The following is a 14,578-nucleotide window of genomic DNA, read 5'->3' on the forward strand; positions in this document are numbered from 1 at the left end:
CAAACATAGGCAAACCATAAACTAAGAAAGTAATTTACAAATTTTATCATATACTATTTCCTGATCAATAGGCTTCGTTATATAATCATTCATCCCAATTTCTATCACCTTTTGTTTGGTACTTTCCATCACATCGGCTGTGATAGCTATAATAGGAATATTTGTGTTTTGCATACCGGCTTCTCCATTTCTAATGGCAATGGTAGATTCATATCCATCCATTACGGGCATGTGTAAATCCATCAGAATTAAATCTACAGAATTGTTTTTTAATACTTCCAAACATTCCAATCCATTATCGGCAAAACTTATCACCGCATTCTTCCACTTTTTTGTAATTGCTTCTATCACGAGTTTGTTAATGGCATTGTCCTCAACAATTAAAATATGTTTTCCTTTCAAATCATAAGCATCATTAGAAGAAGATATTTTGGCTTGTATATTTTGAATGGCGGGTAATTTATATTCCAATATAATTCTGCACAGTGTTCCTTTATTGGGTATACTGCTTAATTCTATGTTTCCATCATGTAAATCGACCAATGCTTTTACAATGCATAGGCCCAGTCCAAAGCCGCCGTACTTGCGTTTGTTATTGATAGTTTCTTGGGTGAAGGGCTCAAAAATTGTATTGATTTTTTCTTTTGCAATGCCAATTCCCGAATCGCTGATGGTAATAATAATACTTACTTTATGTGTGTCTTTTACTAAGGTGTCGACTTCAAACTTAACAAAACCTTTATCGGTATATTTAATAGCATTGTTTAATACATTATTGATAATCTGCCCTAAACGAGTAGCATCGCCCTGTATGATGGCGGGCATATTTTCAGGAGGTGAATATTTAAAATCCAAACCCTTTTCATAAGCTTCCACGCCTGCATTATTTTTAATTTGCTCAAATATTCTAAGAGGTTCAAAACTATTTTTCTCAAGCTTTAATTCCCCTTTCTCCATTTTAGAAAAATCGAGAATATCATTTACCGATGATAGCAAGTTATAGGAAGCGTGTTTAATCACCTCGCAATTATTTTTTACTTTTTCGTCACGGCTTTCTCTAAATGTTAAATCGGCAAGGCCCATGATAGCATTGAGTGGTGTGCGTAATTCATGACTCATATTTGATAAGAAAAACGATTTCACTTCATTCATTTCTTCTGAACGTTGTAATGCGATGGCTTGCATTTTTTCTTTTTCACTTTTTAATATTCGTACCCTCTTTGCCATCGATAAAGACAAAAATATAATTTCCATTCCTGTTCCCAATTTGGGACTATTTTCTACTAGATATGAATTGGGAATCAAACCAAAATTATTGAGAATAAAAACAACAAACCCTGATACCAAAAAGAATATACCGATACTGAAAAATCTGTCAACTGGAATATTGTTTTTATATAATGAGATAACTGAAGTGATTATTAAAACAAGCACAGTCAAGCCTAAAGCATTTGCAATAGGATATGAATAAACCAGAACACTTGGAGATATAAAAATTGCACCGAGCAACACCGCTAGAAGTAAGTATAAGATTCTAAATATATGATATATGGTTCTGCGATAGGTTCGTACTTTTAAGAATGTTTCCCCGTATTTGCCTAAGAAAATGCCTGATATAATAGCAAAGATAATAACCGAATGCTGCGAGAACCAGCCAGCATCGGGCATCATATACTGATAAAAATAACCATCTAATGAAAATTGCATCAAGGCAATAAAAATTACGTACAAACTATAATATAAAAAGCTCATATCTCGGAGAGCAAAAAACATAAACATATATATGATAGAAGCTAACATTAATATGCCATAAAATATACCAAAAACTAGCTGGTCGATATAGGTACTGGCTAACAAACTTTCGTAGGTATGCAGTTGCAATGGCAGGTTTATAACTTCCCCGTCACTTTTGAAATGAATAAATATTCTGGTTTTAACTCCATGCAGCAAACTCAACTTAAAAATCGATTTACGGTGTTTTAAACTTCGTTCTTCAAAAGGAATATTGTCGCCACCTTTTTGAGAAATTACCGTCCCTTGGGAATCGAGTATATATATATCGACTTCGTCGGTAACGGGTCTGCCTGTTTCTAAATAATATATAGTGGGTTCATTTGTATTGTTTACAATTTCAAATTTTACCCAGTAGTGGTGATTCGTAAATCCAAGATTTGATTTTGGATATGCTACAGATTTAAAAACTAAATTAACGTTATTGTCTTTTACTTCTGCGAAAGATAATTTTTGCGTTCCCGCATCTGCAATACTAGCGTAGCTATATAGTGACACTTCCTCATTTCTGCTATTTGAGTTTATAATGAATTGTGCTACTGCCTGTAACTGCTGAAACCCCAATATCATTAAGATTGCTAGGGTTTTTATTATAACACGTTTAATCATACCGTTCGAAAGTAGTGGATTGAGCTATACGAAGTCTGAATTATTTTAGATTCGTATAAAGCCCAATTTTTTAGAGGGGGCAAAATAAGTGAACAAAGATGTAATACCAATACGCAATGAACTAAAAATGAGTTGCATTCAATACTAAGCACTGACCACAACTCATTCTGGTTATTTTTCTACTACTAAACTTAATTCTCTACCTGTCTCACAAATTCCGCATTGGCAATAATTTTCACTTCTTCACCCAATAATATTCCACCAGTTTCAGAAACCATGCTAAAACTCACACCATAATCTTTACGGTTAATTTTTCCTGTCAATGAAAAACCTATGCGTGTATTGCCCCATAGGTCGATAGTTGAGCCGCCATATTCTACATCAAATACTACATCCTTACATACGCCACGCATATTAAGGGTACCCTGTATTTTATAATTTTCATCGTCCACTTTTTCCATCTGCTTTCCTTCAAAAATAACTTGTGGATGATTTTCTGCATCAAAGAAATCGGCTGAGTGCAGATGACCATCCCTTTGCTCATTATTGGTAGAAATTGATTTTACCTCCGCAGTGAAATGTACTTTGGCTGTGCTCAGGTCATCATCTTCCATATCCACTGAAGCGGCGAATGTATTAAATTGTCCTGTAACTGTAGAGATCAATAAGTGCTTTACTTTGAAATGAATCTCTGAATGTGTGGCGTCTATAGCCCATTTTGTTGTTGTTCCGAAAGCTATCGGAGTTTCTGTAGTGTTCATGCTATTAATTTATTATAAATTTTATTCGTTTTGGAAATACAAAATTAGATACCTTTGCTATACTTTAGTTAGTACTATACCAATGTATAGCACTATACTTTAAGATAGCTTATATAAAAACTACCATGGCACAAGCACAACAGAAACCAGTTAAAACGCATGGGGAATGCACCAAAGCCATTCTTCCAGTTCGTGATGCCTTAGATATATTGAGTGGCAAATGGAAACTGCCGATTATTATAGCACTTTCATTTGGCAACAAAAGATTTTCTCAAATGAGCAAAGAAATTCCTGGCATCACGGATAAAATGTTATCGAAGGAATTGCGTGATTTGGAAATAAACCAATTGGTTAAACGCACCGTTTACGATGCGATGCCCGTAGTAGTTGAATACTCCATGACCCCTTATGGCAAATCGCTCGAAAAATTAATTGATGAATTACGCAACTGGGGTTTACTGCATAGAAAGCGGGTAATGGGGAAAGGTAAATAATATATACTTTAACTCTACCTTTTCTGTTTTATAATTGCACCATGAAATTGATAGCTGATAGCGGTTCAACAAAAACAGATTGGGTGCTGATACATGATAGCAGTGAGGCTGGGCGTTACAGTACCCCAGGCTATAACCCATTCTTCTTCGACGCTGAAGCAATATATAACTCCCTTTCAGAAAACTTATTGGAAAAGTTGCAAGCCAGCGAAATAAATGAAATCTACTTTTATGGTGCAGGATGTTCTAGTCCCGAAAAATGCAATATCGTTCAACAAGCATTACGGCAAGCTTTTCCCGATGCAAGTATTATAGTGTCGCACGATTTGTTGGCTTCTGCCAAAGCTTTGCTGGGTGACAGTGCTGGCTTTGCTGCCATACTTGGGACCGGTGCAAACACTTGCTTGTACGACGGAGAAAAAGTAATATTCAATGTTGATTCTTTGGGATATATTTTGGGCGATGAAGGCAGCGGTTGCCATATAGGTCGTAAGCTATTACGTGATTATATGCGTAAACTCATGCCGCAAGACTTGTGGGAAGATTTTAGAGAAACGTATAAATTAGACAATGAGCATATATATGATATATTGTTTAACAAGCCATCACCCAATCGTTTCTTGGCAAGCTTTGCAAAATTTGCACAACAGCACAAACATAGCGAATACATTAGGGCCAAAGTAAGAGACAGCTTCCACGATTTCTTTAAAAACTTGGTAAGCCATTACCCCAATTATACTGATCATACCTTAAACTGTGTGGGCTCAATAGGGTATATCTTTAAAGATATTTTAATAGACAAAGCCGAAGAATTTAATATGAAACCTGGCAAAATAATACAAAGTCCTATCCACGATTTGGTGCTATATCATCTTAAATAGTTTTGGCATGATTTTGAATAAGTGCAATAACCATCATATAATAATAAAATTATGAAAAAATATTCTCTACTCTCTTTCTTAATTGCTGCTATAAGCTTTGCCAACGCACAAAGCGTACCTTTATATTTTCATCTTTCGGGTCATGCAGCTTTGCCCCAATCTAGCTTTCAAACCAATGGGTATGAAAAAGGAGGAGGAGTTCAAATGCTTTTATTGAGCGGTGCGTTAAACAAATATGGCTCCACAGACCCATGGAACAAAGGTTTCAAATTGCAGTTAGGCCTTGGTTTGGAAATTAACCAATTTGGCAAAAAATCTTTTGATATAGATTTATCAAACCCCGTAGGTGCGAGAGGAAACCAAGAGTTAAGTAATACTTCTGTTGCATGGTATGGGTTGGCAAGAGGCTCGTACACCCACAATTTTTTTATCGTGCCATTTGCAGAAGTACTAGTAGGTGCCCGCAATTTTAAAACACGAGAAGTTTTGAGTGTTACTTCCGTTCCAGATATAGACCCTATAAGTACGGATACTTTTAAAGCAAATTTAGCAACAATGGGTCTTGGCTTCGGGTTAGCTATAAAAATTAATGATAACTTTTTCATTGAGGCGAAAACCACCTATTTTATTGGAGGAAGCGGGACTTATTTGCCTGTTTCAAAAGCACAGCAACCCAGTAACCAAGTATATTATTATCCGCAAACATCGAATACCAATATATTACTTACACAAGTTGGAATTACCATTCGCATAGGCACTATGTTTAAATCTTGCGGATGCATTATGGGAATTTGCGGAAGCTTGAGCAATAATGGAAACTATAGCCCCACTGGTAAAACACGCACCAATTCACAACCAACGACTCCCAAAAAAGACCCGATGCAAAGAGGTACAAGTAAAACAACTACTCCTCAAACTCCAGGTGGGTCAACCCCCGCACCGGCAAATACTACTACGCCCAAGAAAAAAATTGAAGTAAAGCCTGACACTACGAAGCCTGTACCAAGGTAAAAATATTTTACCTGCAAATTGAAGAGGGTTTGCCTTAATTTTGAACCCTGTTGCAACACGAGGATATTATACAAGGACTGCAGAAAGGCGATCTCAAATCTATTGCCCGTGCTATCACTTTGGTAGAGAATGAAAGCCAGGGATGGTGGGAATTACTATCAGCATTGCCACATCACAATACTGTTCCCGTTATTGGTTTTACCGGACCCCCAGGTGCCGGCAAAAGCACACTCATCAATGCATTTATAGATTATATTATTAGTAGTGGCGAGCAAAATAAACGCATAGCTGTTATAGCCGTCGACCCTACAAGTCCGTTCACCAAAGGTTCGCTGCTGGGCGACAGGATTCGCATGTCGCAGCATTTTTTACATCCCAATGTATATATACGCAGTATGGCCACACGGGGTAGCTTGGGCGGACTTAGTCCTAAAGTATTTGAAGTGGTTGATGTGCTGAAGAGTTCACATTTTGATTATATAATTGTAGAGACGGTGGGTGTAGGACAGAGCGAAGTTGAAATTGCGGGCCTCGCAGATACTACAGTATTGGTGCTGGTTCCCGAGGCGGGCGATGAAGTGCAGGGAATTAAGTCGGGAGTGATGGAGATTGCCGATGTTTTTGTGGTGAACAAAGCAGATAGAGATGGTGCGGCATCATTCTATAAAAATATATGTATGGTTGCTATTGCAAATTCATCGCACAAATGGCAAATTCCTGTAATAAAAACTATTGCCACAGATGGAAATGGGATTGAAGAATTATATCTTAGTATTATAGCCCATCAACATACAGAACATAATAATGAAAAACGCAGCAAAGTATTGGCGGAGAAGGCGATGCAATTGATTCGAAAAAAACGTACTGTAGATATCGATTTTCAAAAACTCGCAGAAGATATACAGAACGCAAGCAGTAAAAAAGATTTTAACCTATATTTGTTCCTTGCAGATAAATTTTGACTTTAACCAAAACATATAGAATTTGGATTACCATAGGTAAATGGTTGTTAGCTATTATTGGCTTTGCATTTATATATAAACAGGTTTTTTTGAAAAGCGAATACGAACTGCTCAAATCAAATTTCATAAACTATTATACTGTTTCAAACATTATATATTTTCTGATTCCTGCCGCTGTATTAGTTTTTGTGAATTGGGGTGTAGAAAGTTATAAGTGGAAACATATCATCAAACCTCTCGAAAACATTGGCATGGTACAAGCATTAAAAGGCGTGCTGGCTGGTGTTGCTACTGGGTTTTTCACACCCAACAGGGTAGGTGAATTTGGCGGGAGAATACTTTATTTAAATCATGCAGATAAAATATCCTCTTCCATCTCCACAATAGCTGGAAGTTTTGCCCAACTAATTGCAACAGTAATGTTTGGTTGCTTGGCAATGGTAGCCTATAATATTGATTTACATTTGACCAATTATTATATCACTGCTCTGTTATTTTTTATTGCCGTTCTGCTTATTTCAAGCCTGCTTTTATTATATTACAATTTTTCCAAACTTGCTGATTTGATCAGCCTCAGATTATACTTACCTAGATTTTACGACAAATTTGCCCATTTAAAAAATGCGGACTCAACATATTTAAGCAAAATTATGTGGTTATCCGTACTTCGATATTTTACATTCTGTATACAATATATTTTACTACTCTACTTTTTTCAGGTAAATATTTCAATAGAGCATGCATTTATATGCGTATCTGTTATATATCTTTTGCATACTGCCATACCTACAGTAGCTATTATAGAAGCTGGTGTCCGTGGAGCTGGAGCACTTGCTGTAATTGGCTCATACACGCAACAACCCACTGAAATACTGTTAGCAGCCTATACGCTTTGGATAATCAATATTATACTTCCCTCTTTATTGGGATTGTATTTGATTGCCCGCATCAATATTAAAAACTAATGATTTTAGTTTTTTCATTTTTGGGATTATACATATTACTTATTGCACTTATCATTATATATAGTGGCAAAAAAAATGGCGTGATTTATCATTCAAACGAGGTGCTCACAAAAGTATCAGTAGTAGTGGCGGCAAGAAATGAAGAGGACAACATTCTTACACTTTTGGGATGTTTGCTCAACCAAAAATACCCAAAAGAAAAGTATGAAATTATTATTGTAAACGACTATTCCGACGACAATACTGAGAACCTTTTAAAGGGCTACGGACAGCAAATTAAATATATAAATGTCTGCGATTCTATTGAGCAAACGGGAGGTAAAAAAAATGCAATTGCTTATGGAGTAAGCCAAGCAACAGGAGAATTAATTATTACCACCGATGCCGATTGTATCCTGAATCCAACCCATATAAGTGTTATAGAAAAACTATACCGCAGCACTGATGCTAAATTTATTTCGGCACCAGTAATATTATATCATATAGGTAATCCCATTCTTTCACGGTTATTACACCATTTTCAAGTGGTAGAGTTCGGCTCTTTGATAGTGGCTGGCAATGCACTCATTAATATGAGAAAACCTTTGCTATGCAATGGTGCTAATATGGCTTATCCTAAAAAGGTTTTTGAAGAAGTGAATGGCTATGCAGGCAATGAGCAAATACCCAGCGGAGATGATGAGTTTCTGCTGAAAAAAATCGCCGCTAAATATCCCAACGACATACATTTCTTGCCCGATAAAGAGGCCGCAGTGCACACACCTGCCATGGCCACATTGAGTGAATTGGTGCAACAAAGAATTCGTTGGGCTTCTAAACATAAAAATTACAATTCTCTAAACAAGGCAATTTTATGGTTGATTTTTATTGCCAATTTCATGCTATACGCTACACTTCTTTTACCCGAAAATCCTGTATATTTTTTTACACGCTATTTAATCTATAAAATACTTGTAGATGCTTGCCTCACAAGCTTATATTTGAGATACAAAATTAGTATAAAAACATTTATTTATTTGCCCCTAATTGAACTACTGTATCCTATATATTTGGTATATATTGGCATAGCTGCGAATTTCCTTAAGTACGAATGGAAAGGCCGTGTGCAAAAGGCTTAATCAAATGTTTCTTTCTTTTTTTTATAAAATACCGTATTTTTGCTAATTAAAATTTAATGAACTGGAACAAAATACATACCCAAACTACTTTATATATTATAGGGTTTGTTATGTGTATGGGCATTGCAAAGGCTCAACCAGTGGCCAACTTCAGCTTTACCGACTCGATTTGCGGGAACAAAACAGTAAAATTTACCAATACATCTAGTAACGCAAACAAGTTCTTTTGGTTCATCAAAGGCTCATTTCAAACATCCACCAACCTCACCTATACTTTCGATTCTTTCAAAACATATACTGTTACGCTCATTGTATCCGACAATAGTGGAAACCAAGATACCGTGCAAAAAGACGTTCACCTTTTCGATTTCCCGCAGTTCTCTATCAGTCCGCCACCACCAGCGGGTTGCCCTGGAAGTGTGGTATTTTTATTGGCTACTTATAATTCATCTTTTATATATGATTGGAGCCCGACAAGTTATTTGAGCAACCCCAAAGTCCACAATCCAAAGGCGGCACCATTGGTCACCACCAATTACAAATTATTGGTTACCGATACTGGTACCAAATGTTTTGCAAGCGATTCTATCACCATCAGTGTGAAGCCCTGCAATCTGCCTACTGCCAAGTTTACACGCAATAAAATTACCTGTGGTAATTTCGCTGTTACCTTCCGAAACTATAGTACGAAGGCTTATGGAATTTTATGGAATTTTGACGACCCCAGCAGTGGAACTTCCGATACCTCTACCTTAATGGACACTAGCATTACACATACTTTTAGCGGACCAGGCACCTATAAAGTTTTATTAACCGCTTTTGATAGTTTGGGTCTATACTTCGATACTATTTCTATGTATATAGGAGTTGATAGTGTGTTAAAGGCAACTATTGCAACTGCTAACCAAACTATTTGTCCCGGTGAAATTGTGCAATTGGTTTCTACAGTTAATTTGGTGGGAGGTGCCACCGTAATTTGGCAACCCGGAGGCAGTCTCATAGATTCCACGTCATTGGTGGTGGCTGCAAAACCAAATAATACTACGCGATACAAATTGACCTATAGTAGAAACGGTTGTAGTGATACAAATTCTGTTTTGATAACGGTGCTTGCCCCTCCATTATTTGATATACTATTCGACACGGTTTGTTTTGGTACTCCTACTTTTATCAGAACCGCACAAAATATTTCTTCCACACTTAATTTTATTTGGGATTTGGGAGATGGCGACACCAGTACTAGCAAAACCCCCATGCATACTTATGCAAAAGCGGGTGATTATAATGTAACCATTACCGCTACACAGGGAATTTGTTCGCAATTATCTTCCAGAACCATTACCGTAAAACCGCTACCGGAAACAATTTTTTCCTATTCACCAAACGAAATATTTTTTGATAATCCCAAAATTACTTTTGTAGACGGGGGGAAGGATATTGCTCGTCGTTTATGGGATTTTGGCGATGGAATTACCGATACAGATTCTGTAGTAGTTCATAATTTTTTAGATACAGGGTATTATAATGTTTCACTCATTAATTTTAGTGCTTTTGGTTGCACAGACACTGTTTCCCAAACTATATTAATTAGACCCATTATACTACTTTATGTACCCAATGCATTTACCCCAAACAGGCAAGGCCCTATCGAAAACGAAACATTTTACCTTACTTGCAACGACCATTTGCCAGAGTTTCATTTTGTTTTATATAATAGATGGGGCGAAAAAATATATGAGACCTTCGATCAAAAATTTGTTTGGGACGGTACTTTTAAAAACAAGCCAGTTGAAGCAGGACTCTTTATTTGGAGAATGAATTTCCGAATCTCTGCCGAGAAAGGTGAAGTAAAAACTGGTGAATTAATTTTATATAGATAATGCAAAGATCAAAACATTCAGCTTTCAAAACTATAATACTCTCTGCGGTTATTATTTTCTTTTCTTCATTTGTATATGATAATAAAGCAGAGGTGGACCTTTTATGGAAAGCAGAGATTATGCCTGCTTGTACACTAAAAAAAGGTGACACGGCATGGGTGGTACTGCAAACAGATATTCCCAAAGGATACCATTCTTATTCGAATGAAAATACGTCAGATGATGGTCCCATTCTCACTCAGCTCAACTTTGAAAAGAAGAAAAAATATAAACTTATAGGTAAAGATATTATAGAAGGGGAAAAAGAAGTAGTGTATGAAGAAGTGTTCAAAGCTAAGTTTACCAAGGTGAAAGGGCACATGGTGGTGAAACGAAAATTTAAAGTAACTAGTAAAACCATCAAATTTAAAGTAATGACACAAATATGCGACGAAAATGTATGTATACTAAAAGAAAAAGATTTTGAGTTAAAAATATATTAATAGAAATTATAAATGAAAAAAATGAAGTATATATATATATTATTATTTAGTTTAATATTTAATGCTAGTTTTGCTCAAGAAAAAGTGCAACCCATAAAATGGAGTTTTGAAATTAGCCCATTTAAATTAAAGATTGGCGAAGAAGCTACAATTATATTTACGGGAACTGTGCCTTCAACCCAAACTATATATACTTCCGACGACCCACTTTATCCCTGTTTCGCTGAATATAAAACAATGGATGGGTTTAGCTTGCTGGGAAATCTTATTACATTGGGTAAACCAGAAAAACATTATGATGACCTTTTTGGTAGTGATAGAATCTTCTTTAAAGGTAAATTACAATGCAAACAAAAAATTAAAATCACAAAAAACATAGTAAAGATTTCTGGTTCAATTGATGGCCAAACTTGTTCTGATGCCAGTTGTACACAAACAAAATCTTCGTTTAATATACCAATTTCTGTATTGGCTGCAACAACAACTATTATTATAGATTCGCCAAAAAATATTGACACCGCCTCTCAAACTATTATAGAAAAGAAAACTGATACGATTCATAAAACTGATGAAATAAAAGTTGCAACACCCACCAATAAAACTCCCGATGACGACCTTTTGGGTTTCATATTACAAGCCTTAGCGGTTGGATTTTTGGCCATCTTCACGCCTTGTGTATTCCCAATGTTACCTATGACGGTTTCTTTCTTTATACGCAGTGCTGCAAAGGATGAAGAGGAAAAGAAAAAAGCAAAACGCAGAGGTATTCGTAGTGCATTATTATTCGGACTATTTGTAATAGTTATATATACAATTCCTGGGGCATTGATATCGGGAACCAAAGGGCCTGAGTTTAATAATTGGCTCAGCACACATTGGTTGCCCAATATATTTTTCTTCTTAGTATTTATGGTTTTTGGGTTCTCATTTTTGGGGTGGTTCGAAATTATACTACCGAGCAGATTTGTAAACAAAATGGACAGTAAATCGAGCAAGGATTCTTTAGGAGGCTTGTTTTTTATGGCATTCACTTTGGTATTGGTTTCTTTCTCTTGTACTGGACCATTTGTGGGAAGTTTATTGGTAGAGGCGTCAACAGGACATATATTAAAACCTGTAATGGGAATGTTCTTTTTCTCGTTAGCTATTGCTTTGCCATTTGTATTATTTGCGATATTCCCAAATATGCTACATAGCCTTCCCAAATCAGGTGGATGGCTTAATGCGGTGAAGGTTTCATTTGGATTTTTTGAAATAGCCTTTGCATTCAAATTCCTTTCAATTCCAGACCAAACATATCATTGGGGTATCTTAAGTCGCGATATATTCTTTGCTATATGGATAGTCGTATTTTTATTATGGGGATTATATCTTTTGGGTAAAATTAAATTACCGCACGATAGTGATATGAACCATATCGGAGTTCCACGCTTGTTATTGGCTATTATAGTTTTATCATTCACTGTTTATATGATACCAGGCATGTGGGGTGCACCAGTCAAATTACTATCGGGCATTACGCCACCATTGCAATATCAGGAGTTTGATATTAATGCAGGTAGAACAAATAATACTGCTAGCACAGATCCAAATGATATTGACATGAGCAAAGTTAAATATGGAAACTTGCATAAAATGCCAAATGGACTCAAAGGCTTTTTCGATTTTAAAGAAGCTAGTGAATACAGCAAAAAAGTAGGCAAACCCATGCTCATAGATTTTACCGGTAATGCCTGTACAAACTGTCGTAAAATGGAAGAGTATGTTTGGGTAAAACCTGAAGTATTGACTCGTATGAAAGAGAATTTTGTATTGGCATCATTATATGTTGATGATAGACACAAGCTGCCCGAGAACGAATGGTATACCAGCAAAAGGGATGGTGAAGTAAAGAGAACATTGGGTGACCAATTGAGTGATTTTCAAATTACCAATTACAAAACCTCAAGTCAACCACAATATATTATAACGGACGCGGAAGGTAATAATCTATTAGGTAGTGAAACTACAACTTATGATTCAGACGAACAAATCTATATTACATTCCTAGATAAAGGTTTAGCAGCATACAAAGCTAAATTTAAGAAATAGTTAATGTGGCAGCACTATAATTGCTTCCTTATGAATAAACATTTCTGCTATATTATTATCGTATTCTCCTTGCTGCAAGCTTGCCGCACGGATATAAAGGGTACTAAAAATAACAATAAAGCACCTCGTACATTTTTGGTATGCGATACCATAGCCCGTAGTGGTAATAACAGGCTTTCTTCCACAGTACAACTACAATGGTGGGGCGATGATGCAGATGGATATATTTCTCACTATAAATATTCGTTTGATGGTATAAATTGGTTAACTACCAAAATACAAGACTCTGTTTTTAATTTACAAATACCTCCAGGTAAAGATACTTTTGATTTTAAATTTATAGTAAAAGCAGTGGACAATATGGGCTTGGAAGACCCTGTAGGTGCATCACTAGGCGTGCCAGTAAAAAACTCTTCACCCAATATAGATTTTATCATTCCTACCGGTAGTGCTGGCTCTTCTACCCGAAACCCTATTAAAACATTCCCTGTCCTCAAATATTATTGGCAAACCAATGACCCTGATGGTGCAGCAGATGTAGACCATATAGAACTATATTTAAATGATACGAATAGTATGCCTGTAAATGTGCCTGCTAATTTTAATGAGGTGACTTTAGTGGCTAAAAACCCCACTCAAATAACGAGTGATTGTAATATATTACAAGGAAGCAATCAGACTTTGTCAGCAAGTGTACTTAAAGGTATGGTGCTAGATGCAAGCAATGTATTATATATTCGTTCAGTTGATAAAGTAGGAGCAAAATCATTATATAAACCATCGCAAAATATATTTGTGAAAAAAGTACATGGGTCTGTTTTATTGGTCAATGGAATGCTGAGTAGTAGCGGCAAAATAAGCTCACAACAATTTTATGAAACAGCATTAAAAAACATGAATCTATTAAGCTATGATACTTTATTGAGCAACGATATTCAAAATAATAATTATACCGAACTGGCTCCTGACAATCAAACGCAAGCCCTGATATTCGGACTTTTCCCACATATTATATGGTTCACCGATGATGCAAATACCGCTCTCAATTTTGCAAAGAAAACACTTCCCACATTTTTCTCAAATAACGGAACATTACTTATGAGTGTGGCTTTTAATTCTTCGTTTGATACCACAGCAAATTTTCTAGACTTCACACCTGCAAGTCAACTCGTATATATGCCACAAGGTCAAACATACCGACTTAACAATAGTGCGAATATAGACCCAGTAAGTAGTGGCTGGCCCAATTTAGTAAGTAGTTCGCCTCCCTTTGTTTGCCGACCTATATATAAACTAGATAACAATCAAAATTACAATTACGAATATTTATATAATGCACACATCATTATATCGGGTAGTGTGAACAAGACATGGCAGCAGGCAGACAGTACGAATGTGATGATAAAACGTATAAAAACCAGTACTAACAAAACAGATTTTATCATTACATCTGTGCCCCTTGAAAAAGTAAACGGCAATAGCAATATTCAACAATTTATGGATAAAGCACTCAAAACGGAATTGGGATTTTAA

At 36.1% G+C, this 14,578-nt stretch carries 12 protein-coding genes; 10 read left to right on the forward strand and 2 right to left on the reverse strand.

The window, feature by feature from the left end; all coding sequences use genetic code 11:
* Window positions 1-21: 21 nt before the first annotated feature.
* Window positions 22-2,400, reverse strand: a complete 2,379-nt coding sequence (locus SGJ10_11600) for a 7TM diverse intracellular signaling domain-containing protein (protein ID MDZ4758763.1) — start codon at window positions 2,398-2,400, stop codon at window positions 22-24.
* A 191-nt stretch (window positions 2,401-2,591) separates the two neighbouring features.
* Complete coding sequence (locus SGJ10_11605) at window positions 2,592-3,161, reverse strand: YceI family protein (protein ID MDZ4758764.1); 570 nt, start codon at window positions 3,159-3,161, stop codon at window positions 2,592-2,594.
* 125 nt (window positions 3,162-3,286) lie between these two features.
* Between SGJ10_11605 and SGJ10_11610 the strand changes: the two genes are divergently transcribed.
* Genes SGJ10_11610 through SGJ10_11655 form a run of 10 tightly spaced genes read left to right on the forward strand, consistent with a single transcriptional unit; the run spans window position 3,287 to window position 14,578 of the window.
* The gene (locus tag SGJ10_11610; protein MDZ4758765.1) at window positions 3,287-3,655 is read left to right on the forward strand and encodes a helix-turn-helix domain-containing protein; all 369 of its coding nucleotides are present in this window, start codon (window positions 3,287-3,289) and stop codon (window positions 3,653-3,655) included.
* A 41-nt stretch (window positions 3,656-3,696) separates the two neighbouring features.
* Complete coding sequence (locus tag SGJ10_11615) at window positions 3,697-4,536, forward strand: N-acetylglucosamine kinase (protein ID MDZ4758766.1); 840 nt, start codon at window positions 3,697-3,699, stop codon at window positions 4,534-4,536.
* A 51-nt stretch (window positions 4,537-4,587) separates the two neighbouring features.
* On the forward strand, window positions 4,588-5,547 hold the full coding sequence (locus tag SGJ10_11620; protein ID MDZ4758767.1) for a hypothetical protein: 960 nt from the start codon (window positions 4,588-4,590) through the stop codon (window positions 5,545-5,547).
* 50 nt (window positions 5,548-5,597) lie between these two features.
* Window positions 5,598-6,509, forward strand: coding sequence for a methylmalonyl Co-A mutase-associated GTPase MeaB (meaB, locus tag SGJ10_11625; protein MDZ4758768.1), 912 nt, complete (start codon window positions 5,598-5,600; stop codon window positions 6,507-6,509).
* Window positions 6,506-7,474, forward strand: coding sequence for a lysylphosphatidylglycerol synthase domain-containing protein (locus SGJ10_11630; protein MDZ4758769.1), 969 nt, complete (start codon window positions 6,506-6,508; stop codon window positions 7,472-7,474). Before meaB ends, SGJ10_11630 begins: the two co-directional genes overlap by 4 nt.
* Window positions 7,474-8,592 carry a glycosyltransferase gene (locus tag SGJ10_11635; GenBank protein ID MDZ4758770.1) on the forward strand — a complete coding sequence of 373 codons (1,119 nt, stop codon included), beginning with the start codon at window positions 7,474-7,476 and terminating at the stop codon, window positions 8,590-8,592. Before SGJ10_11630 ends, SGJ10_11635 begins: the two co-directional genes overlap by 1 nt.
* A 56-nt stretch (window positions 8,593-8,648) precedes the next feature.
* Complete coding sequence (locus SGJ10_11640; protein ID MDZ4758771.1) at window positions 8,649-10,472, forward strand: PKD domain-containing protein; 1,824 nt, start codon at window positions 8,649-8,651, stop codon at window positions 10,470-10,472.
* Window positions 10,472-10,954, forward strand: a complete 483-nt coding sequence (locus SGJ10_11645; protein ID MDZ4758772.1) for a protein-disulfide reductase DsbD family protein — start codon at window positions 10,472-10,474, stop codon at window positions 10,952-10,954. The genes SGJ10_11640 and SGJ10_11645 overlap by 1 nt, the downstream gene beginning before the upstream one ends.
* 12 nt (window positions 10,955-10,966) lie before the next feature.
* Window positions 10,967-13,045 carry a cytochrome c biogenesis protein CcdA gene (locus SGJ10_11650; GenBank protein MDZ4758773.1) on the forward strand — a complete coding sequence of 693 codons (2,079 nt, stop codon included), beginning with the start codon at window positions 10,967-10,969 and terminating at the stop codon, window positions 13,043-13,045.
* Between the two features lie 30 nt (window positions 13,046-13,075).
* Window positions 13,076-14,578: a hypothetical protein gene (locus tag SGJ10_11655; GenBank protein MDZ4758774.1), complete on the forward strand. Its 1,503-nt coding sequence runs from the start codon at window positions 13,076-13,078 to the stop codon at window positions 14,576-14,578.

The sequence above is a fragment of the Bacteroidota bacterium genome, from assembly GCA_034439655.1.
Taxonomy (GTDB): Bacteria; Bacteroidota; Bacteroidia; order UKL13-3; family UKL13-3; genus CANJUD01.